We start from the raw sequence: 23,560 nt of genomic DNA on the forward strand, positions 1-23,560 counted from the left end.
GTTGAGTGACAAAAGGTGCGAAACGGCTTCTGGTCTCTCAGGTTTCTCTGGTACGCGCATAGTGCCGCGACGCCTTCGCCCGGTTTCCGCAGGCCGCCATCGAGCACCAGCGGCGCGTGCCGTTCCGTGAGGTGTCGAAGAAGTGCAGGATGCACGCCTCGTGGGCGCAGCCGCGGATCCGGTCGGGCGCGGCGGTGAGGAGCTCCAGGTAGTTGCGCGCGGCGAGCCAGGCGGGCCCCCAGGTGGAGTCGCGGAACTCCGGGACCTCGCCGGGCCCTTCGGCGGTGAGGGTGGCCCGGATCCGGCCGTGCTCCAGGATCGCGTCGAGCGGTGCCACGGCGGCTCCGTGGACGGCCGCGCGCAACGCGTCCCGCGTCTGGAGGGCGTGCCGCAGAGTCAGCGCGTCCGCCTCGAACCGCCCGTCGAGCGCGTTGGCCGCGAGCCACACCGCCAGCCCGTCGATGTCGCTCAGCAGGTCCTGCACGGCCCCCTCCCGCATCCACCGCGTGTTGAGCAGGTCGAGCGCGAGCGGCTCGCCCGTGAGGGGGCGGGGATCGGCGGACATGTGAGGGCTCCCTTCGGTGCTAACCGCTCAAGGGTACGTGACTGGTTGCGTCGGCTATCTGTAACCCTTAACATTATTCTGACAGGTTAGATCAGCTGAAGGGGACAGCCATGGCCTTGCGTACCGGTCACATCGGTCTGAACGTCACCGACCTCGACCGCTCCCTCGCCTTCTACCGCGACGTCCTGGGCTTCGCCCTGATCGGCGAGGGCAAGGAGGAGGACCGGCGGTACGCCTTCCTGGGCGACGGCGAGAGCCTCGTCCTCACGCTCTGGCAGCAGGCGGGAAAGGGCTTCGAGGGCGACCGCGCCGGACTGCACCACCTCGCCTTCGAGGCGGACTCCATCGACCGCGTCAGGGAGTACGAGCAGGCGCTGCGGACGTACGGAGTGGACTTCGCCTACGAGGGGGTCGTCGCCCACCGCGAGGGCGCGGCCTCGGGCGGCATCTTCTTCCACGACCCGGACGGCACCCGCCTGGAGATCTCCGTGCCGAGCGGCGCACAGGGCGCGCCGGCGCCCGTCGAGTCGGCTCCCACCTGCGGCTTCTTCTAGCCATGGGCGTCTATCACGCGGGCTCGCGGACCGTGCAGGACCGGGTCGGGGTGCGGGAGCAGGCGGATCACGTGGGCCGGGCGATCGGCGAGGGCATCAAACCGGTCGCGGCGGCCTTCCTGGAACTCCAGCCGCTCCTGGTCCTGGGCGCCGCCGACCCGTCGACGGGCCGGGTCTGGGCGTCGCCGCTCTCCGGGACGCCGGGGTTCGTCCGGGCCACCGGGCCAAGGCGGATATCGGTGACCGGCGGGCTCCTCCCGACGGACCCGCTGGCGCGGGCGCTCCACCGGGAGGACACCCTCGTCGGCACGATCGCCCTCGACCCCCGCACCCGCCGCCGGATGCGCCTGAACGGCCGACTCCGGCCCACGGAACGGGGGTTCGCGATCGAGGCGGACCGGGTGTTCGCCAACTGCCCGAAGTACCTCCAGCGCAGGGAGTCCTACGAGGTGACGGCCGGCCGGGAGAGCGGCGCCCCTCGCCGGAGCCGCGAACTCACCCCCGCCCAGGCCGAGTTCGTCACCGCCGCCGACACCTTCTTCCTGGCCACCGTCCACCCGGACGGCGCCGACGCCAGCCACCGGGGCGGCAACCCCGGTTTCGTGACGGTGACTTCACCCCGCGAGCTGAGCTGGCGGGACTACCCGGGCAACGCCATGTTCCTCACCCTGGGCAACCTCGCGGCGGACCCCGGAGCGGGCCTGCTGTTCCTCGACTGGACCACGGGCACGGCACTCCAGCTGACGGGCGAGGCGAGCACGGAGTTCGACGGCACGGAACGCAGGGTGCGCTTCACCCTGACGGAGGCCGTCGAGACACCCTCCGCGGTGCCGCTGCGCTGGTCGGCGCCCGAATACTCACCCGCGAATCCCGACCCGGCGGGCTAACTTCCCTGTATGCGCAAGAAGCTGAGGGTGGCGGCCTACGCCATATGCGTCCGCGACGACCAAGTACTCCTCGCCCGCTGGATCGACAACGACGGCTCCCCGGAGTGGACCCTGCCGGGCGGCGGCATGGAACACGGCGAGGACCCCTACGACACGGTGCTGCGGGAGGTGGAGGAGGAGACGGGGTACCACGTGGACATCACCGGACTGCTCGGCGTGCGCACCCGCCGCCACACCTACCGCGGCCGCCTCGGCCGCACCGTCGACCACCACGCCGTGGGGCTCGTCTACGAGGCCCGCGTCACCGGCGGCGAACTGCGCCACGAGATCGGCGGCTCCACCGACATGGCCGCCTGGCACGACCTCACCGCCGTGCCCGGCCTGAACCGCGTGGGCCTCGTCGACGAAGGGCTGCGGCTGTGGCGTGAGCGTCCGGTGACGGGACGGGTGGCGGGGCTCCGGGAGTAGCCGCTCCGGTTCGCCCGCCTGTGCCGTTTCCCTCCCGGAGCGGACACCGTTCTGGGATGCTGAACGCCATCGCCATTGCCGAGGGGGACGGCCATGGACTGGTCGACGTCCATCACATACGGCGCACTGGGCGGCCTCGTCGTGGAGATCGTCGTCTTCTACGGGCGGATCGCGACCTGGCAGGCGGCCAGGCACCGGGCGCTGTCGCGCAACAGACGGCGCGACAAGCTGCCGCGCTTCGACAAGTACGTGGATCCGCCCTCGGACGCCCTGGCCGCGCTGACCCGGATCTCCCTGGGCGCAGGCGCGGGCTGGCTCTTCGCCCCGCAGCTGACGGGTGCGCTGGCCACGGTCGCGGTCGGGGCGTCGGCGCCGGCGCTGCTGCGGCAGTTCGGGAGCGCGCGGGTGCTCCAGGCGGTCATCGCGGGGCCCGGCCCGGACCCCGCGGCGCCCGCCGAGCCCCCGACCCCGGCCGGCGAGGTCCTCGAATCATGAGCCGCCCCCGCCTCGCCCCACGCTACTGGGCCTCCCTGACGGACGCCCGCCCCGAAGAACTCGACCACCTCATCGAGCACGGCCGCCGCCGGGATCTGCCGCTGTGGCGGAGGTATGTGGCGTCGCTGCTGGACGTCCACGTGGTCGCGGAGCGAAGGGCGGAGGAGCGGGACTCGTGGGAGACGGTGGGGGAGGCACCGACATCCACCGTGCTCTACACACTCGACCCGGTCGTCGCCGTGGCGGGGCCGACGCATCCCCCCAGGCCGCGACAGAGGAGGGCCGGACTGGTCCTGGCAGCCGTGGTCGCCGCCGCGACAGTCATCGGCGTCCAGCTCCTCGCGACAGGTCCGGCGAACGACCCCGTGGTGATCGGCGGATCGCCGCACCAGAGCCCGCCACCCGGCGCACACCGTGAGTCGGGCGGCTTCGCCTGGGACACCCCCGAGGGGTGGCGGCGGGACGTGAAGTCGGGCGCGGAGGTGCACTACACCTCCCCGGACGGCAAGCAGGAACTCGTGGCGAAGGCCTCGCTGCGCAGCGGCGACCTCATGGAGGTCTGGAAGACCTCGGAGCGAAACGCGCAGGAGGGGGACGGCTACCGGAAGATTCGCCTGGAGGAGGCCACCTTCCATGGCTGGCCCGCCGTGATCTGGGAGTACACCTTCAGCCAGAACGGTGTCTCCTGGCACGCACAGCTCCTCGGCTTCGCCGCGGACGGCAAGACCTATCAGGTCAACACGTGGTACCAACCGGACATCGAGGCCGATGCCCGCAAGATCTACGAACGAGTCCGCGACAGCTTCACCGTCCTGTGACGGGACCCCACCCCTACCCCGCCAGATGAACAGGGCGTGACCTTCTCACCGCTGACCGACGAGCCCTCGTAGACGCGCAGGGGCCCCCAAGATCCACGTACGGTGATCGGCGTTGCGCGTTGCCGTCTCGTTCACGCGCAGGTCATTCCCGGTGCCAACGATCCAGTGTGAGCGGGTTGTTCACGACTGCGAGCTCCCCGCGACCACTGCCGACGCGTTCGCACTCGGGGAGACCGCGCCATGTCGCGCACACGCTCTGTCAACCGCCGTACCGTCCTCGCCGCCACCGGCGCGGCAGCCGTCTCCGCGGGTGTCGGCTACGCCCTGCGGCCCACCGACAGCCAGGCCGCCACCACCGGTACCGGTACCGGCGCCGCCGCCGAGGGGGCGCCCGTAGCCCAGTCCCGGCAGGCCCCCGCCGTCCCGCTCGCCCCGTACACCCGGGGCACGACCGTCGCCACCGTCGCCGCCGCCCGTACCGCCTCCGGCTTCCGCCGCCTCGGTGACGGCCCCGGCTGGGAGCGGGTGGTGCGCGGTGAGCTCGCCGCACCGAAGACGGGCCGCGCGGGCCGCCGTACCGCGCTCGCCGCGTTCGTACAGCTCACCGATCTGCACCTGATCGACGCCCAGCACCCGCTGCGCCTGGAGTACCTCCGCTCGACCGACGCGCACGCCTGGCGGCCGCAGGAGGCACTGACCGTGCACGGGGCGATCTCCCTCGTGGAGCGGGTCAACGCGCTGCGCGGCGCCCCCGTCACCGGCGCCCCGCTGCACTTCGCGATGACCACCGGCGACAACACGGACAACAACGCGAAGTCCGAGCTGGAGTGGTTCCTGAAGGTGATGAGCGGCGGCCGGATCAGCCCCAACTCCGGTGACCCGCGGCAGTACGAGGGCGTCCAGAACAGCGGGATCAAGCAGTACTGGCAGCCCGACACCACCGTCCGCGACGCCGACAAGCAGCGCGGCTTCCCGCACCTCGACGGCTTCCTCGCCGCCGCGATCCGCGAGCTGAACAGTCCCGGCCTGAACCTCCCCTGGTACTCCACGGTCGGCAACCACGACTCCATGCCGCTCGGCTGCTACGCCTCCCACGGCGACTCCTGGCTCACCGAGTACGCCGTCGGCGGCAAGAAACTGATGAGCCTGCCCGCGGCCGAGGCGAAGAAGCTCCAGGACGCCATCAAGAAGGCCAAGGACCCGCGCGGCGTCGGCTTCCGCGACCTCCTCAAGGCCCACGCCCGCGACATGCGCTCGGTGACACCGGACGAGTCGCGGGCCCCGTTCACGCCGCGGGAGTACATCCAGGCCCACCTGGACCCCGCGTACCGCGGCCTCGGCCCGGTCGGCCACGGCTACTCCACCGCCAACCTCGACGCGGGCACCCAGTACTACTCCTTCCGCATCGCCGAGGACGTCATCGGCATCAGCCTCGACACCACCGACGCGGGCGGCCACTACGAGGGGTCCGTCGGGACGGCCCAGATGAAGTGGCTGGACAGGACGCTGAAGGACAACAAGGACTCCTACGCCGTCGTCTTCAGCCACCACACCAGCAAGTCGATGGACAACACCCGCCCCGACCCGGCCCGCCCCGGCGAGCGCCGCCACACCGGAGCGGAGGTCGTCACCCTGCTCGGCCGCCACCGCAACGTCCTTGCCTGGGTGAACGGCCACATCCACCGCAACGAGATCACCCCGCACGCCGCAGGCAACGGCCGCTCCTTCTGGGAGATCTCCACCGCCTCCCACGTCGACTACCCCCAACTCGCCCGCGTCGTCGAGCTGGTGGACAACCAGGACGGCACGATCTCCCTCTTCACCACCTGCATCGAGTCCTCGGCCCCGCACCGCACGGACTTCGCCGACCTCTCCCAGACAGGACTGTCGGCCCTCTACCGAGAGCTCTCCTTCAACGCCCCCGGCGGACGCACGGACCTGGCGGGCACGACGGGCGACCGCAACACGGAGCTGGTCCTGAAGAAGGGCTGAGTCGGAGAAGGGCTGAAAGGCACTCAACCGGCGTACATGGCTCAACCTCGGTGATACCGGCCGTGTCTCACCCCCCGACCAGGCTCGACGCAGAGCACAAAAGGGGAGAGACATGACCGTACGGATGACCGTGGTGGCCGCCACCGCCGTAGCACTGTCGGTGGCCCTGGCGGCACCCGCGCTCGCCGCGGCACCCGCCAGAGGTGACCACGACGCGACCCGCAAGGCACTGGAAGCCGCCGTGAAGGACGGCGTGCCCGGTGTCACCGCCACGGCGAAGGACCAGCACGGCAGCTGGTCGGCGACCCCCGGGGTGGGCAACCTCCGCACGGGCCAGCCGCGTTCGGCCCACGACCGCTACCGCGTCGGCAGCATCACCAAGACCTTCGTGTCGACGGTGCTGCTCCAGCTGGAGGCGGAGGGCCGGCTGTCGCTGGACGACAAGGTGGAGAAGTGGCTGCCGGGCACCGTCCGGGGCAACGGCCACGACGGCCGCCACATCACCCTGCGCCAGCTCCTCAACCACACCAGCGGCATCTTCAACTACACCTCCGACGACCAGTTCGTCAGGACGTACTTCCTCAAGGACGGCTTCTTCGAGCATCGCTACGACACGAAGACGCCGGTGGACCTGGTGGCCATCGCGATGACCCACAAGCCGGACTTCGCGCCGGGCACGTCCTGGAACTACTCCAACACCAACTACGTCCTGGCGGGCATGGTGATCGAGAAGGCCACGGGCAGGCCGTACGGGGACGAGATCCGACGGCGGATCGTGGAGCCCCTGTCCCTGCACGCCACCTCCGTCCCCGGCACCCGGGTGACCCTCCCCAAGCCCAGCAGCCGCGGCTACTCCAAGCTCGCCGAGACGGCGACGGGACCGACGTACGACGTCACCGAGCTGAACCCCTCGCTGGCCTCCGCGGCGGGCGAGATGATCTCGGACTCCGCCGACCTCAACCGCTTCTACTCGGCCCTGCTGAAGGGCCGGCTGCTCCCGCCGAAGCAGCTCAAGGAGCTGAAGACCACGGTGACGGCCGAGGAGTACCCGAACGCCGGCTACGGCCTCGGCCTCATCGACCGCAAGCTGTCCTGCGGCGTCCACGTCTGGGGCCACGACGGCGGCATCCACGGCTCGAACTCGGTGGCGGTGACCACGACCGACGGCCGGCACTCGCTCGCCTTCAACTTCAACGGGGACTGGTCGGGGGACAGCGAGGCGGTGATCGAGGCGGAGTTCTGCGGCGACTGAGCGCTCCGCTGGATGAGCGGTGATGTGCCGTCGTTCGGCTGCGGCGCCGTCGTGGCTGGTCGCGCCCGCGCGGCAGTAGACGCACATCGATACCGCCCCGCGCCCCTTTTTGGGGCGCGGCCGAACCGCAGCGGACTTCGCCCGACCCGCTCAGCCCGCGATCGGCTCGCGGAGCGCAGGAAGGGCGGATCCGTCCCGGTCGGGTACGGGACGGATCCGGCGACCGGCCCGGACCCCGGTGTCAGTGGGGTCGGGTTGGATGGGGGCATGTCTGATCTCGAAGTGATCCGTGCTCTGCCCGCGGCCGATGTCATACGCGACCGGAGCAGGGCCCTCGCCGTGCTGGATGCCGTGATGAGTCCGGAACAGGAGGGGCGTTACTTCTTCTTCTCCTCCGGCTGGTCGGCCACCGAGGAGGTGGCCTCCATGAGCGACGGGTCCGGGAACGAGTACTCGATCGTCTTCTCGGCGGCCGGGGTCTACGCCCGTGGCTTCGACCACGAGTCGGAGATGAGCCCGTACCGGGAGGACCCGCCGGAGCCTTGGCCGGGGCTGTTCGACGGGCTGCCCGAGGTGTTCCGTCCCTATGTCACCGAGCCCGCCTTCACCGACGAGGACGGCACGCCGGTCGTGACGGTGTGCTTCTGGCGCGAGCGGGGCGACGCGGAGTGGAGGACGGGCGCACCCGAACCGGGTGCGGAGGACCACGGCAGCACCGAGTGGCTCTTCGACGTCCTGACGGACGGGCGGCCCGAGGCCTACAAGGAGTTCGCCGAGGACTACTACGAGGCCGAGGTGGACCTCGACGCCGTACGCCATGTCTACGCCCTGCGACCGCTCACACAGGCCGTCGTCTCCGCACTGAATCCGGATGTCGCGCTGGGCGATCTGGACAAGGAGCTGGCGCAGATCGGGTATCCGAGGGAGCAGCGGTGAATTCTGTGAATTGACTTTGACTGACCGGTTGTTGACAAAGGCTCGGGGGAAAGTCGAAGATCCGCTCGATATCCAGAGGATTTCCGAGGCGGCATATCGTGGCGTTGGGGCTGGCTGGTCGGGTTGTCCGGCGCTCGCAGGGGTTTCTTGAGCCCGGTGAGCAGGTCTGGCGGGTGGTGCTGGCACAGGGGGGACTCAATCCCTGGTTGCAGAGCGCCTTCTTTCTGAGCGGGCTCATCGGGGCGCGTCTCGCCGTCGCCTCGTGGGGCGGACCGGGTGTGTTCGGTCTGTTCTGGAGTGTCCTGGGTGCGGTGGGCGGGGCGTTTCTCGCCAACGTGTTCATCAGTCGGCGTGTGGTGTTGATGACCGACCGGGGCGTCGTCGTGCTGGAATACGGCCGTTTCAGCACAGTGAAGCCGACCCGGCTGGTGGCGCGGCTGCCGTTGGGTACGGCGATGGGCCCCCTGTCCGGCCTGTGGGCCCGAACCGAACTGGCCGGTGAACGGCTGTGGGTGCACCGGAGATGGCATGGGAGCGTCACCGCGCCGGCAGTGCCGCACGTCGGTGAGCGGTAGGCGGTCGCCCACATGAGGAGGGACCGCCGATCCCCCTCCGATCGGCGGTCCCTCCTCTCCCCTCCCCATCCCCCCCCTGGTCCCGCCCCGGTCCGTCACTACCGGGGCAGTACCACGACGTAGGCGGCCGGGTCGCGGTCGTTCGACGCCATCAGGGCCGTGCGGACCACCGCTGCCTGCTGTTCCGTCGACTCGCGGAGCTTCTTCGGGGTGATGTGGACGACCGTGATGCCGAGGCGCTCCAGGTGCTCGCGCTTGCGGGCGTACTCGGACCACAGGGCGTCCTCGTCCTGGCGGGGGGCCCGGGTGTCCAGTTCCACGGCCACCGCCTGCTCCGGCCAGTACGCGTCCAGGCCGCCCAGGTGAGGCCCGTCGGGCAGCCTCAGATCCACGTTCCAGACCGGGTCCGGCAGGCCGTGCTCCCGCACCATCCGGTACAGGCGGTCCTCCGCGATCGCCCTGCCCTCCGCGAGCAGGGAGTCCACCGCGTCCACCACGTGCGGGCGGCTCAGCAGCTTCGCGTTGTTCAACTCACGCACCACCGCCGCCGGTTCGCAGTGACCGCCCCGGACCGCCTCCGTGAGCAGACGCCGTACCACTCCCGCGTCCGACAGCTCCGCCACCGCGTCGGCCAGGGCGCGGGGCACCGGGGCCACCGGGAGGCCCGTGACCAGGTGCGGGGCCGGCAGGGACGTCGTACGGACGATGCGGGCGCAGCCCGTCGAGCGCAGCCGGCGCAGGCGCGGGACCAGGACGTCCAGCTTGTCCAGCGACATCAGCGGGGGCGCCGACGTGAAGCCGTGCAGCGTCAGCGCCGCCAGGCCGGTCAGCATCGCCTCCGCGTACGTCGGGGCGTGCGGCTGCTCGGCTCCGGGCTGGGCCGGGACCCCCGCGGCGCGCTCCTTCGCCGCGTACATCAGGACCGCGTGCAGACGCTCCTCGGCGGTCGGCGGGCCCGGGTGGAGCAGGATCACGCCCGGGAGGAGCTGCTGCCAGGCACCGCCGGGGCGGCACTGCTCGTTCGTCTCGGCCGACGAGACGCCGTGCGACCTCAACTGAGCGGCCGTCATCACCCGGCGGTGCACCTCCGAGAGGTGGCGGACCGGGCGGGGGGAGAGCGGGGGGACCGGGGTGTTGTGGTTCATGCAGCGGGTGTTCCCGCCGTTGATCTGATTCCTAACCGCTGTTACGTGCCTGTCGACGAATGCGGACAAGACGGTACTAAAGGACGGGTGTTCGGATGCCGAGTAGGCAGCGAAAACCCCTGGTCCGAATGGGGCGGACCAGGGGTTACGGCCGTTATTGCCTGAACTTCGTAACGGCTACCAAGAGCCCAAGCTCAGGGCAGAGATCGGGCGTTCAGCCCGCCGCCGCGTCGCACTCCTGCCCGCGCAGCGCCCTCGCCAGGTCGTCCCTCGCCTCCAGGACCAGACGGCGCAGCGCCGGTGCCGCGTCCTCGTGCGCCGCCAGCCACGCGTCCGTCGCCGCCACCGTCGCCCGCGACTGCTGCAACGACGGGAACAGGCCGCCGACCACGTCCATGCCGATCTGGATCGAGCGGTCCGTCCACACCCGCTCGATCGCCTCGAAGTACTTCGACGCGTACGGCGCCAGCAACTCCCGCTGAGAGGACTGGTTCCAGCCCGAGATCGTCGCCCCGACCAGGGCGTTGGAGAGCGCGTCGGACTCCACCACCTGCGCCCACGCCTGCGCCTTCACCGCCGCCGACGGGCGGGCCGCCAGACAGCGGACCTGGTGGCGCTTGCCCGACGCCGTGTCGTCGCGGGCCAGTTCGGCCGCGAGCGCCGACTCGTCGGCGACCCCGTGCGAGGCCAGCGGCTCCAGGAACGCCCAGCGCAGCTCCTGGTCCACCTCCAGGCCGTCGATCTTCGCCGTTCCCTCCAGCAGGCCCTGGAGCAGCTGGAGATCGGAAGCCGCCGAGGCGACGGAAGCGAAGAACCGCGCCCACGCCAGCTGGTGCTCGCCGCCCGGCTCCGCCAGCCGCAGCTCCTTCAGCGCGCCCTCGGCCAGCAGCCGCTCGCCCGTCGGGCCCCACTGCGGCGCCGCGTAGTTGACCAGCGCGGAGTTCGCCCACGCGTGCAGCATCTGGAGCACACCGATGTCCGACTCCCGGCCCGCGAACCGCAGCACCAGGTCGATGAAGTCCCGGGCCGGGAGCAGCGCGTCCCGCGTCATGTTCCACAGCGCCGACCAGCACAGCGCGCGGGCCAGCGGGTCGGTCACCGAACCCAGCGCCCCGCGCAGCGTCTCCAGGGAGCCCACGTCGAACCGTGTCTTGCAGTACGTCAGGTCGTCGTCGTTGACCAGCACGAGCTCCGGCGCCGGTGAACCCGCCAGCTCCGGCACGACCGTCCTCGGCCCCGCCACGTCCACCTCCACGCGCGCGTACCGCTCGACCGCCCCGTCCGCGCCCCTCCGGTACAGGCCCACCGCCACCCGGTGCGGGCGAAGTTCCGGATGGGCCTCGGCGGCCTCCTGGACCACCGCGAGTTCTTCCACCAGGCCCTCGGGGTTCAACAGCACCTGCGGGGTCAGCGAGTTCACCCCCGCCGTCTGGAGCCACGACCGCGACCACGCGGCCATGTCCCGGCCACTGGTCTCCTCGAGGACCGACAGCAGGTCACCGAGGCGCGTGTTGCCGTACGCGTGCCGCTTGAAGTAGCGCCGCGCGCCTTCGAGGAAAGCGTCCTGACCGACGTACGCCACCAGCTGCTTCAGGACCGAGGCGCCCTTGGCGTACGTGATGCCGTCGAAGTTGAGCTTGGCGTCCTGGAGGTCGCGGATGTCCGCGGTGATCGGGTGCGTGGAGGGCAGCTGGTCGGCGCGGTACGCCCAGGCCTTGCGGCGGTTGGCGAAGGTGATCCAGGCGTCCTCGAAGCGGGTCGCGCCGACGTTCGCGAACGTGCCCATGAAGTCCGCGAAGGACTCCTTCAGCCACAGGTCGTCCCACCACACCATGGTGACGAGGTCGCCGAACCACATGTGCGCCATCTCGTGGAGGATGACGTTGGCCCGCGCCTCGTAGGACGCCCGTGTCACCTTGCCGCGGAAGATGTACTCCTCGCGGAAGGTCACCAGGCCCGGGTTCTCCATCGCGCCGAGGTTGTACTCGGGCACGAACGCCTGGTCGTACTTCCCGAAGGGGTACGGGTAGTCGAAGTGCTCGTGGAAGAAGTCCAGGCCCTGCTTGGTGATCAGGAAGACGTCGTCGGCGTCGAAGTGCTTCGCCAGTCCCTTGCGGCACAGGGCGCCGAGGGGGATCTCCAGCGTCGTACCGTCGCCCAGATCGCGGGAGTAGGAGTCCGTCACGTAGTGGTAGGGACCCGCCACCACACAGGTGATGTACGTCGAGATCGGCTTTGTCTCGGCGAAGCGCCAGACGCCGTCGGACAGCTCCCCGACCCCGTTGCTCCACACCGTCCACGCCTCGGGCGCCCGCACCTCGAAGCGGAACGGGGCCTTGAGGTCCGGCTGCTCGAAGTTGGCGAAGACACGGCGGGAGTCGGCCGGCTCGTACTGCGTGTAGAGGTAGACCTCGCCGTCCTCGGGGTCGACGAAGCGGTGCAGGCCCTCGCCGGTGCGGGAGTAGGCGCACTGGGCGTCGACGATCAGCTCGTTGTCGGCGGCCAGGTCCTCCAGGACGATCCGGGAGCTGTCGAAGACCTCGCTCGGGTCGAGATCCCTGCCGTTGAGTGAGACGGCCGTCACACTCGGCGCGATCAGGTCCGCGAAGCTGGAAGCGCCGGGCTCGCTGCACCGGAAGCGGATCGTGGTCACGGACCGGAAGGTGCGCGGCGCCTCGTCCCCGCCGCCCACGGCGGAGCGGATGTCGAGGGACACGTCGTACCCGTCGACGGACAGCAGGGCGGCCCGCTCCCGGGCCTCGTCGCGGGACAGATTCTCACCGGGCACGGGCGGCACTCCCTCGGGGGTGTTCGGTATGTGGACAGCACCGATCCTGCCATGTGCCCCTGACGCGCGGCAGCAGAGAAAGACGGGCCGCAGCCGGGAACGACGGGCCGCGACGGGGAATGGCGCGGGGTGCGGACGACGTTCCCTCTTCGTTCGAACACCTTCCTTTCGAACGCTTTCCTTAGGAGACGCATGTCCGAGACCAGCTCCGCGAAGACGCCCGTCGACTTCTGGTTCGACCCGCTGTGCCCCTGGGCCTGGATGACCTCCCGCTGGGTCCTGGAGGTGGAGAAGGTCCGGGACATCGAGGTGCGCTGGCACATCATGAGCCTGGCCGTGCTGAACGAGGACAAGATCGACCAGCTGCCCGAGGAGTACCGGGAGATGCTGGCGACCAAGGCGTGGAAGCCGGTACGCGTGGCGACCGCGGCCTGGCAGAAGCACGGCGCGGACGTCCTCGGCCCGCTCTACACCGCGCTCGGCACCCGCTTCCACAACAACGCCGAGGGCCCGACCCTGGAGGCGATAGCCGCCGCGCTCGCGGACGCCGGTCTGCCCGCCGACCTCATCGACTACGCCGACCAGGAGGACTTCGAGTTCGACGCCGAACTGCGCGCCTCCCACAAGGAGGGCATCGAGAAGGTCGGCCAGGAGGTCGGCACCCCGGTCATCGCCGTCCCCGGCCCCGACGGCGAGCAGATCGCCTTCTTCGGCCCGGTCGTCACCCCGGCCCCCAAGGGCGAGGACGCGGCGCGGCTCTGGGACGGCACGCTCGCGGTCGCGTCGGTGCCGGGCTTCTACGAGATCAAGCGCACCCGGACCAAGGGCCCGGACTTCAGCAACCTGTGAGCGGAGCGGTCAGCTGAAACTCGCGGGAAGACTGAAGCCCTTCGACTGGTTCCAGCGCGGCTGGACCCACAGGCACTGCCCCGCGGCGGTGCCGCCCTGACACCGGAAGTGGCCGGGGGCCTCCTTCTTCCCGCGCAGCGACTCGATGTACTTCTCCGGAAGGGGAGCGTAGGCCCGCCGCTCCGGTCGGCGTGAGCCCGGAATCCGTCAGTCCTCGGCGGCCTTCTCCTCACGGAACTTCTCGGGGAGGCGGCCGCCGTCGTGCTTGTTGAGGTGGCGGTAGTACGACAGACAGCCCTCGGCGGTGCAGCGCCACAGGTTGTCCACCCGGTACCGCGCCCCCTTGTCCTCGCGAACGGCCGTCCTCTCCGCTTCGGTGAGCAGCCGGAAGTCCTGCATGGTCCCGCAGGTCGGGCAGGCCAGCTTGCGTGTCCCCATCAACCCCTCCTCGCGTACTTGGCGAACGCGCCCCCGAAATCGCCTGCTCCGCTTCGTCCACTCCGCTTCATCCGGTGACTCGGCCGCGCGCCCGTTCGCGTGCCGCCGTCAGCCGTGCCAGATGCTCCTCGTACCCCTTCGCGTAGTACGCCACCCGTCCGGCGTCCGGCTCCACCACCGCCGTCGGCCGGGTCCACGCCTCCGTGTCCAGCCCCACCCCGTACCGCTCGGCCGCAGCGAGCACCGCGCCCCGCGCCCCCACCTCGCCCTCGACGACCCGCAGCGGACGGCCGAGCACATCGGACAGCAGCCGCATCCAGGCGGGGCTGCGGGTGCCGCCGCCGCACACGGCGAGGGAACCGGTCAGGCCCGCCGCCTCCAGACAGTGCCGGGCCGCGTAGCCGATGCCCTCGCAGGTGGCCCGGACCAGATCGGCTCGCGTCGATTCCAGGGAGACACCGGTGAGTTCGGCGCGCAGCCGCGGTTCCACGAAGGGCGCGCGCTCGCCCGAGGGGGCGAAGTACGGCAGGACCCGGACCCCGTTCGCGCCCGGCGGGGTCTGTGCGAGCAGGCCGTCGACCTCCTCGTGCCGGACGCCCGTCGTCGACAGCACCCAGTCCAGGGCCGCCGTACCGACCATCGCCGGCATGGCACGCAGCCAGTGGCCCGGGCGGTCCGTGCAGATGTACAGACCGGCCGGCTCACCGGTCAGATCCACGTCGCCGGTGGCGACCAGGCCGGCCAGACATGTGCCGACGATCAGCAGACCGTCGCCGGGCGCGGTCACCCCGGCGCCCAGCGCGCAGGCGGGCAGGTCGTAGGGGCCGCCGGCGACACGGGTGCCGGCCGGCAGGCCTTCGCCGCGCGCCTCGGCCGTGGCGAGCGGGGCGCTGACCGGGGCCAGCAGACCGCGCCGGTGGGTCAGGCCCAGCAGTTCGACGACCCGGTTGTCGTAGGTGCGCGAGCGGGGGTCCAGGAACGGCATCGACGCGTCCGACACATCCGTCGCCGCCCGGGCCGCCCCCGTCAGCCGCTGGAACACCATGTCCTTGCAGTAGACGGCCGCCGTCGCCGCGTCCAGCGACTTCGGGTCGTGGCTGTCCAGCCAGGCCAGCAGGGGGCCCGGACAGCCCGGGAACATGGCGCCGCCCGTCCGCCGGAACACCGTCTCGAACGTGCCGTCCGCCAGCCATCGGTCGACCAGTTCGTGCGCCCTGCCGTCCATCCAGGACACCGCCGACCGCACCGGACGGCCCTCCGCGTCCACCAGCCACACCCCGTCGCCCTGCCCGGTGAGCCCGGCCAGCTCCACCGGCCCGGGCACCCGCGAGGTCACCTCGTCGAGGACGGCGACGACCGCCCCGTACACCTCGTCCATGTCCTGCTCGACGAAACCGCCGTGCAGGGCGAGGCCCACCGGACGTGCGGCGACGGCCAGTTCACGTCCCGAGCCGTCGAAGGCGGCGACTTTCACCAGGGACGTGCCCACATCGATACCCACGTACACGAGCGCCTCCTCGGGCCTCAGGTCAGACAGTGCGCCGGCGGGTCCCCGCGCAGCCAGCGGCCCACCTCCTCCGCGGCGAGCCGTGCCGCCTTCTCCGCCACCGCGCGCGAGGCCCCGCCCAGATGCGGGGTCATCACCACCCGCTCGGCCAGCCCCGGCAGCCGTGAGTCCGCCGGCACCGGCTCCCTCGCGTACGTGTCCAGCGCCGCCGCCGACAGCCGTCCGCTCTCCAGCGCGTCGCACAGCGCCTCCTCGTCCAGGAGGGGGCCGCGGGCCGCGTTCACCACGACCGCGCCCGGTGGGAGCAGGGCCAGTTCACGGGCGCCGATCAGGCCCCGGGTCTCCTCGGTCAGCCGGGCGTGCAGGGTGATCACGCGGGATCCGCGCAGGAGTTCGTCGAGGGACGCCACCCGCAGACCGTGGATCTCGCCGCGGACGTAGGGGTCGTGGACCATGACGCGCGCGCCGAACGCGCAGAGCACCCGGGCGACCCGGCTGCCGACCGCGCCGTAGCCGATGAGCCCGACGGGGAGGTCCTCCAGCTCCAGTCCGCTGTTCTCGTAGGTGTAGTACGTCGACCCCTCCCAACTCCCTTGCCCCGCGAGGAGGTTGTGGGCCTGGGGGATACGGCGGAGGGCGGCCAGCAGCAGGCCCACGGTGAACTCCGCGGTGGCGGCGGCGTTGCGCCCGGGGGTGAAGCAGACACGGACGCCGTGCGCCTTGGCCGCCTCCAGGTTGACGTTCACCGGTCCGCCCCGGCAGACGACCACCAGGCGCAGCGAGGGCGAGGCGGCCAGGACCCGTTCGGTGACCGGGCCCATCTGCGTGACCAGCACCTGCGCACCGGACAGCGCCCCGATCAGCTCCTCCTCGGCGTCGCTCGCCTCCCTGACCTCCGCGACCGGCCCGAACGGCTCCCGGGGCCAGCCGAGTGTCAGCTCACGTACCTCCACGGCCTGTTCACCGACCTCGTCGGCCACCGCGCGGGCGATCAGGCCGGGCAGGACGAAGTGGTCACCGGCCGCGGTGATCCGCAGGGTCTCGCCCGTCTCGCGCAGCTCACGTAGCTCCGGCCGGGTCATCGCAGCCCCTCGTCACGTTCGTCATGTTCGTCGCGGTCGTCGGGCCCGTCGCGCAGACCTCGTAACGGACCTGGTGCTCGTCCAGCTCCCGCAGCGCCTCCGCCGGAGCCCCGTCGTCGACCAGGACCAGGTCGAAGCGGGAGAGGGGCGCGACGCGGTGCAGGGCGGTCCGGGCGAGCTTGGTGTGGTCGATCAGCAGGACGTTGCGGGCGGCCGAGTCGAGCATCGCCCGCTTCACCGACACGATGTGCTGCTCCTGGTGGTAGGCGTAACCCCCGTGCACGGCCGACGTGGACGCGAAGCAGACGTCCACGCGCAGCGACTGGACCGCCTCGACGCAGGAGACGCCGAGGAAGGAGGAGTGCAGGGGGTCGTAGTCGCCGCCGAGGGCCATCAGATGGATGCCGCGCTGGTCGGACAGGAGGTTGAGCGCCTCCAGGAAGTTGGTGACGACCGTCAGCGGGGTGATCCCGGCCAGGCGGAGTCCGCGGGCTATCTCCAGGGCGGTGGTGGAGTCGTCCAGCATGATCGCCGTACCGGGCTCGATCAGCCCGAGCGCGTGGTCGGCGACGGCGGCCTTCTGCGCCCGCATGGCCTTCAGGCGGTACTGCACGTTGGACTCGAAGACCCCGGACGGCTGGGCGGTGACGCCACCCCTGAACTTCCTGACGATTCCCTGCCGTTCGAGCTCGTCGAGGTCCCGGTGGATCGTCATCAGGCTCACCCCGAACCGTTCGGCGAGCTCCGCCGCGGTCGCCGAGCCGTCGGCGAGGACCTGCTCGGCCATGGCGGACCGACGGGCCGCGGGGCCCTGCTGCGTGGTGCCGGCACTCATCGTTTCCCGATCCGTCGTCCTGGGCGCCGGCGAAGCAGGCACCGCACGGTGTTCACCCGTCGAGTCGACTCGACAACAGAGGGTGTAACGGTGGAAGACGGCCGTCAATCCCTCGCGCGGGGGTAAATCTCAGGGCAGAGTGAGAAGTTAACGGTGTGCGATGTGCAATGCGCGGGAGGCCGGGATGTCGCAGGAGGCATGGCTGGGGATCGACCTCGGTACGCAGAGCGTGCGGGTCCTGGTCGTCGGCGCCGACGGTGCGGTCCTGGGCAGGGGGACGGCCCCGCTGGAAGGCCGGCGCGACGGGCCGCGGCACGAGCAGGACCCGGGGGAGTGGTGGGCGGCGGTGACCGTGGCGTCCCGGGCGGCGCTGCGGGACCGGCCCCGCGTCGCGGGCCTCGCGGTGTGCGGCACCTCCGGGACCGTCCTGCTGACGGACCCCGCCGGCCGGCCCGTGAGCCCCGCGCTGATGTACGACGACGGACGGGCCTGGGCCGAGGCGGAGCGGCTGCGGTCGGCGGGCCTCGCGGTACAGCACACCTGGGGACTGCCGAAGGCGCTGTGGCTGGCCCGCGTCCATGGCCGGGGAACCGTCACCCACCAGCCCGACATCGTCACCGCCCGTCTGACCGGCCACCCCGTCCCCACCGACTCCAGTCACGCCCTCAAGACGGCATACGACGTGGCGGCCGACGCCTGGCCCGACATCCCCGACGTCCCTGGCGCACCCGGACTGCCGGACGTCGTCCGCCCCGGCACCCGGCTCGGCGAGGTCTGTCCGGCCGCCGCGGAGGCCACCGGCATTCCCGCCGGCACCCCCGTGATCGCCGGCATGACCGATGGCTGCGCGGCCCAGATCGCGTCCGGCGCCCTGCGCGAGGGCTCCTGGAACTCGGTGCTCGGCACCACCCTCGTCCTCAAGGGCGCCTCCCCCCTCCCGGTCCGCGACCCCGCCGGGATCGTCTACAACCACCGTGCGCCGGACGGGAGCTGGCTGCCCGGCGGGGCCTCCAGCGTGGGCGCCGGGGTGCTCACGGCGGCGTTCTCGGGGGCGGATCCGGCGGCGATGGACGAGCGGGCCGCGGTACACGAGCCGGCCGGCGCGATCGCCTACCCCCTCGTCTCCCCGGGCGAGCGCTTCCCCTTCCTCGCCCCGCAGGCGACCGCCCTGGTCCTCGGCGAACCCGCGGGCGACGCCGACCTCTGGGCCGCGCTCCTCCAGGGCGTCGCCTTCACGGAACGCCTCTGCCTGGACTACCTCCACCACCTCGGCGCCCCTCTCGACGGCCCCCTCGGCTTCACCGGCGGCGGCGCCCGCAGCCCGTACTGGAACCAGCTCCGCGTTGACGTCCTGGGCCGCCCGGCCCGGGTCCCGGCACAGACCGAACCGGCCCTGGGAATGGCGGTGCTGGCGGCCCACGGGGTCACCGGTGTGGCGCTGCCGGACATCGCCGAGGGCATGGTCCGGATCCGTACGGTCGTGACACCGCGCCCGGCCCGCACGGCCCTGTTCGCGGAGCCGTACGCCCGGCTCGTGGACGAACTGGCCACCCGCGGCTGGCTCCCGGAACCCGTCGCGGCCCACGCGCACCGCCGTCTCACCCTGGATACTGCGGACTCATGAGTACGACCCTCCTGCTGGCCCGCCACGGCCAGACCGTCTGGCACGCCGAGAACCGCTACGCGGGCGTGAGCGATGTGGCCCTCACCGACGAGGGCCGGGCGCAGGCCGCGGCGCTGGGCCGGTGGGCCGCCGCGCATCCGGTCGACGCGATCTGGACGTCCCCGGTGTCCCGGGCCGTCATCACGGCCCAGCCCGCCTGCGACGCCCTCGGCCTCACTCCGGTGCGCGAACCCGACCTGCGCGAATGCGACTTCGGGGTGGTGGAGGGCCGTACCCTCGCCGAGTTCGCGGCACAGGACCCGGTGGCGGCGGAGGCCTTCCGCGCGGACCCGGTCGCGCATCCGTTCCCCGGCGCCGAGGACCCGGTCGAAGCCGCCGCGCGGGGCACGGCCGCCCTGCGCCGCATCGCGGCCGCCCACCCGTCCGGGCGGGTCCTGGTCGTCGCCCACAACACCCTGTTCCGTCTGGTGCTGTGCGAACTGCTGCGCATCCCCCTCGCCGACTACCGCCGGACGTTCCCGCGGCTACGCAACGCGGCGGTCACCGAACTCCGTGTGACCAGCGGCGATTCCTTCGCACTCGTCTCCCTCAATGTGCCGTGTGAGCAGGGCCGGTCGTAGCACCATGGGCTCATGACGGAGATCGACACCTCGGTACCCCACTCGGCCCGCATCTGGAACTACTGGCTGGGCGGCAAGGACAACTACCCCGTGGACGAGGAGGCCGGCGACGCCTACACCGCCGTCTTCCCCGGCATCGTCACCATCGCCCGCAGCAGCCGCGCCTTCCTCGGCCGCAGCATCCGGTACCTGGTCGAGGAGGCGGGCGTACGTCAGTTCCTGGACGTCGGCACCGGGCTGCCCACGGTGGACAACACCCACGAGGTCGCCCAGCGCGGCGCCCCCGAGTCGAAGATCGTCTACGTCGACAACGACCCGCTCGTCCTCGCCCACGCCCGCGCCCTGCTCACCTCGACGCCGGAGGGCGTGACGTCGTACGAGGACCTGAGTCTGTACGACCCCGAGCGCATCCTGGAGGCGGCCTCCAAGACCCTCGACCTCACCCGGCCGACGGCCCTGATCATGAGCGGCATCCTCGGCCACGTCACCGACTACGACCAGGCACGCGACCTCGTCACCCGCCTCCTGGCCGGCCTCCCCCCGGGCAGCTACCTCTCGCTCAACGAAGGGTCCCGAGGCACCGACCCGGACTACGAACAGGCCCAGGACGCCTACAACGAGACGGGCGCCGTCCCCTACTTCCTGCGCCCGGTCGAGCAGATCATCGCCTACTTCGAGGGCCTGGAGCTGGTCGACCCCGGCATCGTGTCCGTCCCCCTCTGGCACCCCGACGGCGGCACACAACCGGAACCGATCGGCCAGCACGGCGGAGTGGGCCGCAAGCCCTGACACAGACGCCCGTCGACCACCCGGGCTATGCGTACGGTGAGTGCGCGACACGAGTGTCCGGTTGGAGTTGGTGTTCAGCGATCGGGGGAGGCGTGGGGTGCGGAGAGCCCCCGCGAGTCATGTCCTCGCGGGGGCTCTCCGTCTTTCCGCCTGCCGGTGAAGGTTGAGAAGACGATCACGAGGCAGGACGACTCATACGCGCCTCACGGCGCCAGCAGCAGCACGTCCGCGCGGGACTTCGCGGCCTCGTGACGCCGGGCCACGTCCTGCCAGTTGACGACGGCCCACATCGCCTCGATGAAGTCGACCTTCTGGTTCTTGTACTGGAGATAGAAGGCGTGCTCCCAGGCGTCGAAGACGAGGATCGGCACCGAGCCCTGCCCGACGTTGCCCTGGTGGTCGTAGACCTGCTCGACGATCAGCAGACCGCTGAGCGGCTCGTAGGCGAGGACGCCCCAGCCCGAACCCTGGGTCGTGGCCGACGCCTTGGTCAGCTGGGCCTTGAGGTTGGCGAAGGACCCGAAGGACTCGGTGATGGCGTCCGCGAGCTCGCCCACCCCGTCCACGGCCAGCGGCTCGCCACCGCCGTCGCCGGTCATGTTGTGCCAGTAGATGGAGTGCAGGATGTGCCCGGAGAGGTGGAAGGCCAGGTTCTTCTCCAGGCCGTTGATCGCCCCCCACGTCTCCTTGTCCCGCGCCTCCGCCAGCTGCTCCAGCGTGTCGTTCGCGCCCTTCACATACGCCGCGTGGTGCTTGTCGTGGTGCAGCTCGATGATCTCGGGGCTGATCACGGGGGCGAGCGCGGAGTAGTCGTAGGGCAGTTCGGGAAGCGTGTAGACGGGCATGAAGGGGTCCCCTCAAAAGCTTGTTGCAACTAGCTTGCAATAACAAGCTAACAGCAAAAAGCCCCCGTGTGATCCAGCACGGGGGCTTTCGGCCGGCCGGGTCCGTCAGCTCGCCGAGGCACGCCCGCGCTGCCGGGCGTAGCCGACCGCCGCCAGGAACAGGGTCATCCCACCCGTGAAGTACAGCTGCACCCGCGTATCCGCCTCCCGGGCCATCAGTACGAAGATCGCCGCCATCCCCGCCACGGCGACCCACGTCAGCACCGGGAACGCCCACATCCGTACGGTCAGCAGTTCCGGTGCCCCGCGTTCCAGGCGGCCCCGCAGGCGCAGCTGGGAGACCGCGATGAAGCCCCAGACGACGAGGATGACCCCGCCGATCATGTTGAGGAGCCAGGAGAAGACGTCGTCGGGCCGCCAGTAGCTCAGCACCACACAGGCGAACCCGAAGACCGACGAGGCCAGCACGGCGACCCGCGGGACCCCGCCCGACACCCGGCCCAGCGCCTTGGGACCCTGGCCGCGCGCGACCAGGGAGTAGGCGATGCGCGAGGAACCGTAGATGTTGGCGTTCATCGCACTCAGCAGTGCCACCAGCACGACCACGTTCATCAGCTGACCCGCACCGGGGATACCGAGCGAGTCCAGGGCGGCGACATACGGTCCCTTCTCGACGACCGCGGCCGAGTCCCACGGGACCAGCGTCACGATGACCGCCATCGAGCCGATGTAGAAGAGCGCGATGCGCCACATCGCCGTACGGACCGCGCTCGCCACCCCCCGCACCGGGTCCTCGGACTCCGCCGCCGCGATGGTGACCGTCTCCAGACCGCCGTACGCGAAGACGGAGGCGAGGATGCCGATGACCAGCCCCTCGCTGCCGTTGGGGAGGAAGTCGGAGAGGTTCGACGCGCCGGGGGAGTCCGTGCCCGGAAGCACGCCCGCGACCGCCAGCACGCCCAGCACCAGGAACAGACCGATCGCGCCCACCTTCAGCGCCGCGAACCAGAACTCGAACTCACCGAAGTTCTTCACCGCGGCGAGGTTGGTCGCGCAGAAGACCACCATGAAGAGCGCCACCCAGGCCCACTCCGGCGTCCCCGGCAGCCAGCCCGTCACGATCTTCGCCGCGCCGATGCCCTCCAGGCCCACGGCCGTGCAGAGCAGGATCCAGAAGGACCACCCGGCGGTGAAGCCGGCCCAGGGCCCGATCGCCCGCTCGGCATGCGCGGAGAAGGAACCCGAGGAGGGGTAGGCGGCCGACATCTCGCCGAGCATCCGCATCACCAGCATCACGAGGAGACCGGAGAGGACGTAGGCGACGACGATCGAGGGACCGGCCGCGGCGATACCCGCGCCGGAACCCACGAACAGGCCCGCTCCGATGACACCGCCGAGGGCGATCATCGACAGGTGGCGCTGCTTGAGGCCGTGGGACAGGGAGACGTCCGGCTCTTGTGGAGCCTCGACGGAGGTGGTGCTGGGCATGGGCGTGGTTCGTCCAGTGCGTGAGACGGGCAAAAACGCCCACAGTCTTGGCGGCCTCCCTGGTCAGAAGGGGAGGCCGCCCACCATCCGGACGTATCCGGTACGGACCGTGACTACGCCGCCACGCTCGTGTAGTGCGACGCGTCGCCCTCCACCGCGTAACTCTCCTTGCCCTCGACACCGACGGGGATGTCCCCGGCGACGGTCACCCGGTGCAGGCGGCGCGCCTGCCGGTCGTAGTTGTCGACGGCGTAGTGCTGGGTGATGCGGTTGTCGAAGAGCACGAGCTGGTTCTCGGACCAGCGGTGGCGCAGGATGTGCTCCGGCTTGGTCACATACGACTGGAGCAGGTCGAGCAGCTTGCGGGACTCGCCCACCGACAGGCCGACGATCCGCTGGGCGAACCCGCCGATGAACAGCCCGCGTTCGCCGGTCAGCGGGTGGACGCGGACCCCGGGGTGGGCGGTGCGGTACGTGATCGAGGTGAACTGGGCGCGCTGGGCGGCCTTCTCCTCGTCGAGGTCCTCCGAAGGGACCGCGTAGTCGTAGTCGTTGGTGTGCTCGGCCCACAGGGTGTCGGCCAGCTGCCGCAGCGGCTCCGGGAGGCTGCGGTAGGCGGCCGCCGAGCTGGCGATCAGGGTCTCGCCGCCGTACGGCGGGAGCGTGATGCTGCGCAGGGTGCTGGCCTGCGGCGGGTTGAGGACGAAGGTGACGTCGGTGTGCCAGTGGTTGGCGCTGCCCTGCTCGCTGTCGACGGGCAGCACGTTCGCCGCGCCGTCGACGGCGGGCACCGTCGGGTGGGCGGTGGTGAGGTCGCCGAAGTGGCGGGCGAAGGCCTGCTGGCCCTCGTCGTCCAGGTGCACGTCGTCGAAGACGAGCGCCTTGTGGACGTTGAGCGCCTCACGCAGGGCGCCGACCGTCTCCTCGTCGAGCGGCTTGGCGATGTCGACGCCGGAGATCCGCGCGCCGATGTGGGCGGTGACCTTGGTGATCTCGATGCTCATGGGA

At 71.1% G+C, this 23,560-nt stretch carries 23 protein-coding genes; 13 read left to right on the plus strand and 10 right to left on the minus strand.

The window, feature by feature from the left end; all coding sequences use genetic code 11:
- Positions 1 to 37: 37 nt before the first annotated feature.
- Entirely contained in the window at positions 38 to 565 is a 528-nt protein-coding gene (locus HLK59_RS19845; protein WP_171142813.1) for a CGNR zinc finger domain-containing protein, read from the minus strand.
- A 110-nt stretch (positions 566 to 675) separates the two neighbouring features.
- Here HLK59_RS19845 and HLK59_RS19850 point away from each other — a divergent pair, with 110 nt between their 5' ends.
- The 9 genes from HLK59_RS19850 to HLK59_RS19890 all read left to right on the plus strand — a co-directional run bounded on the left by HLK59_RS19850 (position 676) and on the right by HLK59_RS19890 (position 8,542).
- Positions 676 to 1,119 (plus strand): VOC family protein, encoded by a 444-nt coding sequence (locus HLK59_RS19850; RefSeq protein ID WP_171142814.1) that lies wholly within the window; start codon positions 676 to 678, stop codon positions 1,117 to 1,119.
- A 2-nt stretch (positions 1,120 to 1,121) separates the two neighbouring features.
- The gene (locus tag HLK59_RS19855) at positions 1,122 to 2,006 is read left to right on the plus strand and encodes a pyridoxamine 5'-phosphate oxidase family protein (protein ID WP_171142815.1); all 885 of its coding nucleotides are present in this window, start codon (positions 1,122 to 1,124) and stop codon (positions 2,004 to 2,006) included.
- 9 nt (positions 2,007 to 2,015) lie between these two features.
- Positions 2,016 to 2,474 carry an NUDIX hydrolase gene (locus tag HLK59_RS19860; RefSeq protein WP_171142816.1) on the plus strand — a complete coding sequence of 153 codons (459 nt, stop codon included), beginning with the start codon at positions 2,016 to 2,018 and terminating at the stop codon, positions 2,472 to 2,474.
- Between the two features lie 93 nt (positions 2,475 to 2,567).
- A complete protein-coding gene (locus tag HLK59_RS19865) occupies positions 2,568 to 2,969 on the plus strand; it encodes a hypothetical protein (RefSeq protein ID WP_171142817.1) in 402 nt (133 codons plus the stop codon).
- On the plus strand, positions 2,966 to 3,787 hold the full coding sequence (locus tag HLK59_RS50495; protein WP_206327337.1) for a hypothetical protein: 822 nt from the start codon (positions 2,966 to 2,968) through the stop codon (positions 3,785 to 3,787). Before HLK59_RS19865 ends, HLK59_RS50495 begins: the two co-directional genes overlap by 4 nt.
- A 240-nt stretch (positions 3,788 to 4,027) precedes the next feature.
- A complete protein-coding gene (locus HLK59_RS19875) occupies positions 4,028 to 5,779 on the plus strand; it encodes a TIGR03767 family metallophosphoesterase (protein ID WP_171142818.1) in 1,752 nt (583 codons plus the stop codon).
- 112 nt (positions 5,780 to 5,891) lie between these two features.
- Positions 5,892 to 7,031, plus strand: coding sequence for a serine hydrolase domain-containing protein (locus tag HLK59_RS19880; RefSeq protein ID WP_171142819.1), 1,140 nt, complete (start codon positions 5,892 to 5,894; stop codon positions 7,029 to 7,031).
- A 267-nt stretch (positions 7,032 to 7,298) separates the two neighbouring features.
- The gene (locus HLK59_RS19885; RefSeq protein WP_171142820.1) at positions 7,299 to 7,967 is read left to right on the plus strand and encodes a hypothetical protein; all 669 of its coding nucleotides are present in this window, start codon (positions 7,299 to 7,301) and stop codon (positions 7,965 to 7,967) included.
- A 98-nt stretch (positions 7,968 to 8,065) separates the two neighbouring features.
- A complete protein-coding gene (locus HLK59_RS19890; RefSeq protein WP_171142821.1) occupies positions 8,066 to 8,542 on the plus strand; it encodes a hypothetical protein in 477 nt (158 codons plus the stop codon).
- Between the two features lie 98 nt (positions 8,543 to 8,640).
- Here the strand turns inward: HLK59_RS19890 and HLK59_RS19895 are convergent, their stop codons facing one another.
- Together HLK59_RS19895 and pepN are read right to left on the minus strand one after the other, a co-directional pair.
- Positions 8,641 to 9,687, minus strand: coding sequence for a hypothetical protein (locus tag HLK59_RS19895; RefSeq protein ID WP_171142822.1), 1,047 nt, complete (start codon positions 9,685 to 9,687; stop codon positions 8,641 to 8,643).
- Between the two features lie 214 nt (positions 9,688 to 9,901).
- Positions 9,902 to 12,475: an aminopeptidase N gene (gene pepN / locus HLK59_RS19900; RefSeq protein WP_171142823.1), complete on the minus strand. Its 2,574-nt coding sequence runs from the start codon at positions 12,473 to 12,475 to the stop codon at positions 9,902 to 9,904.
- Positions 12,476 to 12,667: 192 nt separating this feature from the next.
- On the opposite strand from pepN, the gene HLK59_RS19905 reads away from it, so the two are divergent.
- Entirely contained in the window at positions 12,668 to 13,324 is a 657-nt protein-coding gene (locus HLK59_RS19905; RefSeq protein ID WP_171142824.1) for a DsbA family protein, read from the plus strand.
- A 207-nt stretch (positions 13,325 to 13,531) separates the two neighbouring features.
- Here the strand turns inward: HLK59_RS19905 and HLK59_RS19910 are convergent, their stop codons facing one another.
- From HLK59_RS19910 to HLK59_RS19925, 4 genes are all read right to left on the minus strand, one after another.
- Positions 13,532 to 13,762, minus strand: coding sequence for a hypothetical protein (locus tag HLK59_RS19910; protein WP_171142825.1), 231 nt, complete (start codon positions 13,760 to 13,762; stop codon positions 13,532 to 13,534).
- Positions 13,763 to 13,829: 67 nt separating this feature from the next.
- The gene (locus HLK59_RS19915; protein WP_171142826.1) at positions 13,830 to 15,269 is read right to left on the minus strand and encodes an FGGY-family carbohydrate kinase; all 1,440 of its coding nucleotides are present in this window, start codon (positions 15,267 to 15,269) and stop codon (positions 13,830 to 13,832) included.
- A 17-nt stretch (positions 15,270 to 15,286) separates the two neighbouring features.
- Positions 15,287 to 16,351, minus strand: coding sequence for a 2-hydroxyacid dehydrogenase (locus HLK59_RS19920; protein ID WP_171142827.1), 1,065 nt, complete (start codon positions 16,349 to 16,351; stop codon positions 15,287 to 15,289).
- The gene (locus HLK59_RS19925) at positions 16,329 to 17,186 is read right to left on the minus strand and encodes a DeoR/GlpR family DNA-binding transcription regulator (RefSeq protein WP_240982525.1); all 858 of its coding nucleotides are present in this window, start codon (positions 17,184 to 17,186) and stop codon (positions 16,329 to 16,331) included. Before HLK59_RS19925 ends, HLK59_RS19920 begins: the two co-directional genes overlap by 23 nt.
- Before the next feature lie 184 nt (positions 17,187 to 17,370).
- On the opposite strand from HLK59_RS19925, the gene HLK59_RS19930 reads away from it, so the two are divergent.
- The 3 genes from HLK59_RS19930 to HLK59_RS19940 are packed head-to-tail and all read left to right on the plus strand — an operon-like array spanning position 17,371 to position 20,219.
- Positions 17,371 to 18,810 carry an FGGY-family carbohydrate kinase gene (locus HLK59_RS19930; protein WP_171142828.1) on the plus strand — a complete coding sequence of 480 codons (1,440 nt, stop codon included), beginning with the start codon at positions 17,371 to 17,373 and terminating at the stop codon, positions 18,808 to 18,810.
- The gene (locus tag HLK59_RS19935; protein WP_171142829.1) at positions 18,807 to 19,430 is read left to right on the plus strand and encodes a histidine phosphatase family protein; all 624 of its coding nucleotides are present in this window, start codon (positions 18,807 to 18,809) and stop codon (positions 19,428 to 19,430) included. The genes HLK59_RS19930 and HLK59_RS19935 overlap by 4 nt, the downstream gene beginning before the upstream one ends.
- A 12-nt stretch (positions 19,431 to 19,442) precedes the next feature.
- Entirely contained in the window at positions 19,443 to 20,219 is a 777-nt protein-coding gene (locus HLK59_RS19940; protein ID WP_171142830.1) for an SAM-dependent methyltransferase, read from the plus strand.
- A gap of 203 nt (positions 20,220 to 20,422) precedes the next feature.
- Here HLK59_RS19940 and HLK59_RS19945 read toward each other — a convergent pair whose 3' ends face one another.
- The 3 genes from HLK59_RS19945 to HLK59_RS19955 form a co-directional block, all read right to left on the minus strand.
- Positions 20,423 to 21,064, minus strand: coding sequence for a superoxide dismutase (locus HLK59_RS19945; RefSeq protein ID WP_171142831.1), 642 nt, complete (start codon positions 21,062 to 21,064; stop codon positions 20,423 to 20,425).
- Positions 21,065 to 21,169: 105 nt separating this feature from the next.
- Positions 21,170 to 22,552: an amino acid permease gene (locus tag HLK59_RS19950; RefSeq protein ID WP_171142832.1), complete on the minus strand. Its 1,383-nt coding sequence runs from the start codon at positions 22,550 to 22,552 to the stop codon at positions 21,170 to 21,172.
- A 113-nt stretch (positions 22,553 to 22,665) separates the two neighbouring features.
- Positions 22,666 to 23,556 carry a TauD/TfdA family dioxygenase gene (locus HLK59_RS19955; RefSeq protein WP_171142833.1) on the minus strand — a complete coding sequence of 297 codons (891 nt, stop codon included), beginning with the start codon at positions 23,554 to 23,556 and terminating at the stop codon, positions 22,666 to 22,668.
- Positions 23,557 to 23,560: the final 4 nt, after the last annotated feature.

The sequence above is a fragment of the Streptomyces sp. S3(2020) genome (genome assembly GCF_013044505.1).
Classification (GTDB): domain Bacteria; phylum Actinomycetota; class Actinomycetes; order Streptomycetales; family Streptomycetaceae; genus Streptomyces.

Excerpts from the sequence above, each read along its gene's own strand:
- HLK59_RS19845 (WP_171142813.1), bottom strand. The coding sequence starts at position 565 with ATGTCCGCCGATCCCCGCCCCCTCACGGGCGAGCCGCTCGCGCTCGAC.
- HLK59_RS19850 (WP_171142814.1), top strand. The coding sequence starts at position 676 with ATGGCCTTGCGTACCGGTCACATCGGTCTGAACGTCACCGACCTCGAC.
- HLK59_RS19855 (WP_171142815.1), top strand. The coding sequence starts at position 1,122 with ATGGGCGTCTATCACGCGGGCTCGCGGACCGTGCAGGACCGGGTCGGG.
- HLK59_RS19860 (WP_171142816.1), top strand. The coding sequence starts at position 2,016 with ATGCGCAAGAAGCTGAGGGTGGCGGCCTACGCCATATGCGTCCGCGAC.
- HLK59_RS19865 (WP_171142817.1), top strand. The coding sequence starts at position 2,568 with ATGGACTGGTCGACGTCCATCACATACGGCGCACTGGGCGGCCTCGTC.
- HLK59_RS50495 (WP_206327337.1), top strand. The coding sequence starts at position 2,966 with ATGAGCCGCCCCCGCCTCGCCCCACGCTACTGGGCCTCCCTGACGGAC.
- HLK59_RS19875 (WP_171142818.1), top strand. The coding sequence starts at position 4,028 with ATGTCGCGCACACGCTCTGTCAACCGCCGTACCGTCCTCGCCGCCACC.
- HLK59_RS19880 (WP_171142819.1), top strand. The coding sequence starts at position 5,892 with ATGACCGTACGGATGACCGTGGTGGCCGCCACCGCCGTAGCACTGTCG.
- HLK59_RS19885 (WP_171142820.1), top strand. The coding sequence starts at position 7,299 with ATGTCTGATCTCGAAGTGATCCGTGCTCTGCCCGCGGCCGATGTCATA.
- HLK59_RS19895 (WP_171142822.1), bottom strand. The coding sequence starts at position 9,687 with ATGAACCACAACACCCCGGTCCCCCCGCTCTCCCCCCGCCCGGTCCGC.
- HLK59_RS19905 (WP_171142824.1), top strand. The coding sequence starts at position 12,668 with ATGTCCGAGACCAGCTCCGCGAAGACGCCCGTCGACTTCTGGTTCGAC.
- HLK59_RS19910 (WP_171142825.1), bottom strand. The coding sequence starts at position 13,762 with ATGGGGACACGCAAGCTGGCCTGCCCGACCTGCGGGACCATGCAGGAC.
- HLK59_RS19920 (WP_171142827.1), bottom strand. The coding sequence starts at position 16,351 with ATGACCCGGCCGGAGCTACGTGAGCTGCGCGAGACGGGCGAGACCCTG.
- HLK59_RS19925 (WP_240982525.1), bottom strand. The coding sequence starts at position 17,186 with ATGAGTGCCGGCACCACGCAGCAGGGCCCCGCGGCCCGTCGGTCCGCC.
- HLK59_RS19930 (WP_171142828.1), top strand. The coding sequence starts at position 17,371 with ATGTCGCAGGAGGCATGGCTGGGGATCGACCTCGGTACGCAGAGCGTG.
- HLK59_RS19935 (WP_171142829.1), top strand. The coding sequence starts at position 18,807 with ATGAGTACGACCCTCCTGCTGGCCCGCCACGGCCAGACCGTCTGGCAC.
- HLK59_RS19940 (WP_171142830.1), top strand. The coding sequence starts at position 19,443 with ATGACGGAGATCGACACCTCGGTACCCCACTCGGCCCGCATCTGGAAC.
- HLK59_RS19945 (WP_171142831.1), bottom strand. The coding sequence starts at position 21,064 with ATGCCCGTCTACACGCTTCCCGAACTGCCCTACGACTACTCCGCGCTC.
- HLK59_RS19950 (WP_171142832.1), bottom strand. The coding sequence starts at position 22,552 with ATGCCCAGCACCACCTCCGTCGAGGCTCCACAAGAGCCGGACGTCTCC.
- HLK59_RS19955 (WP_171142833.1), bottom strand. The coding sequence starts at position 23,556 with ATGAGCATCGAGATCACCAAGGTCACCGCCCACATCGGCGCGCGGATC.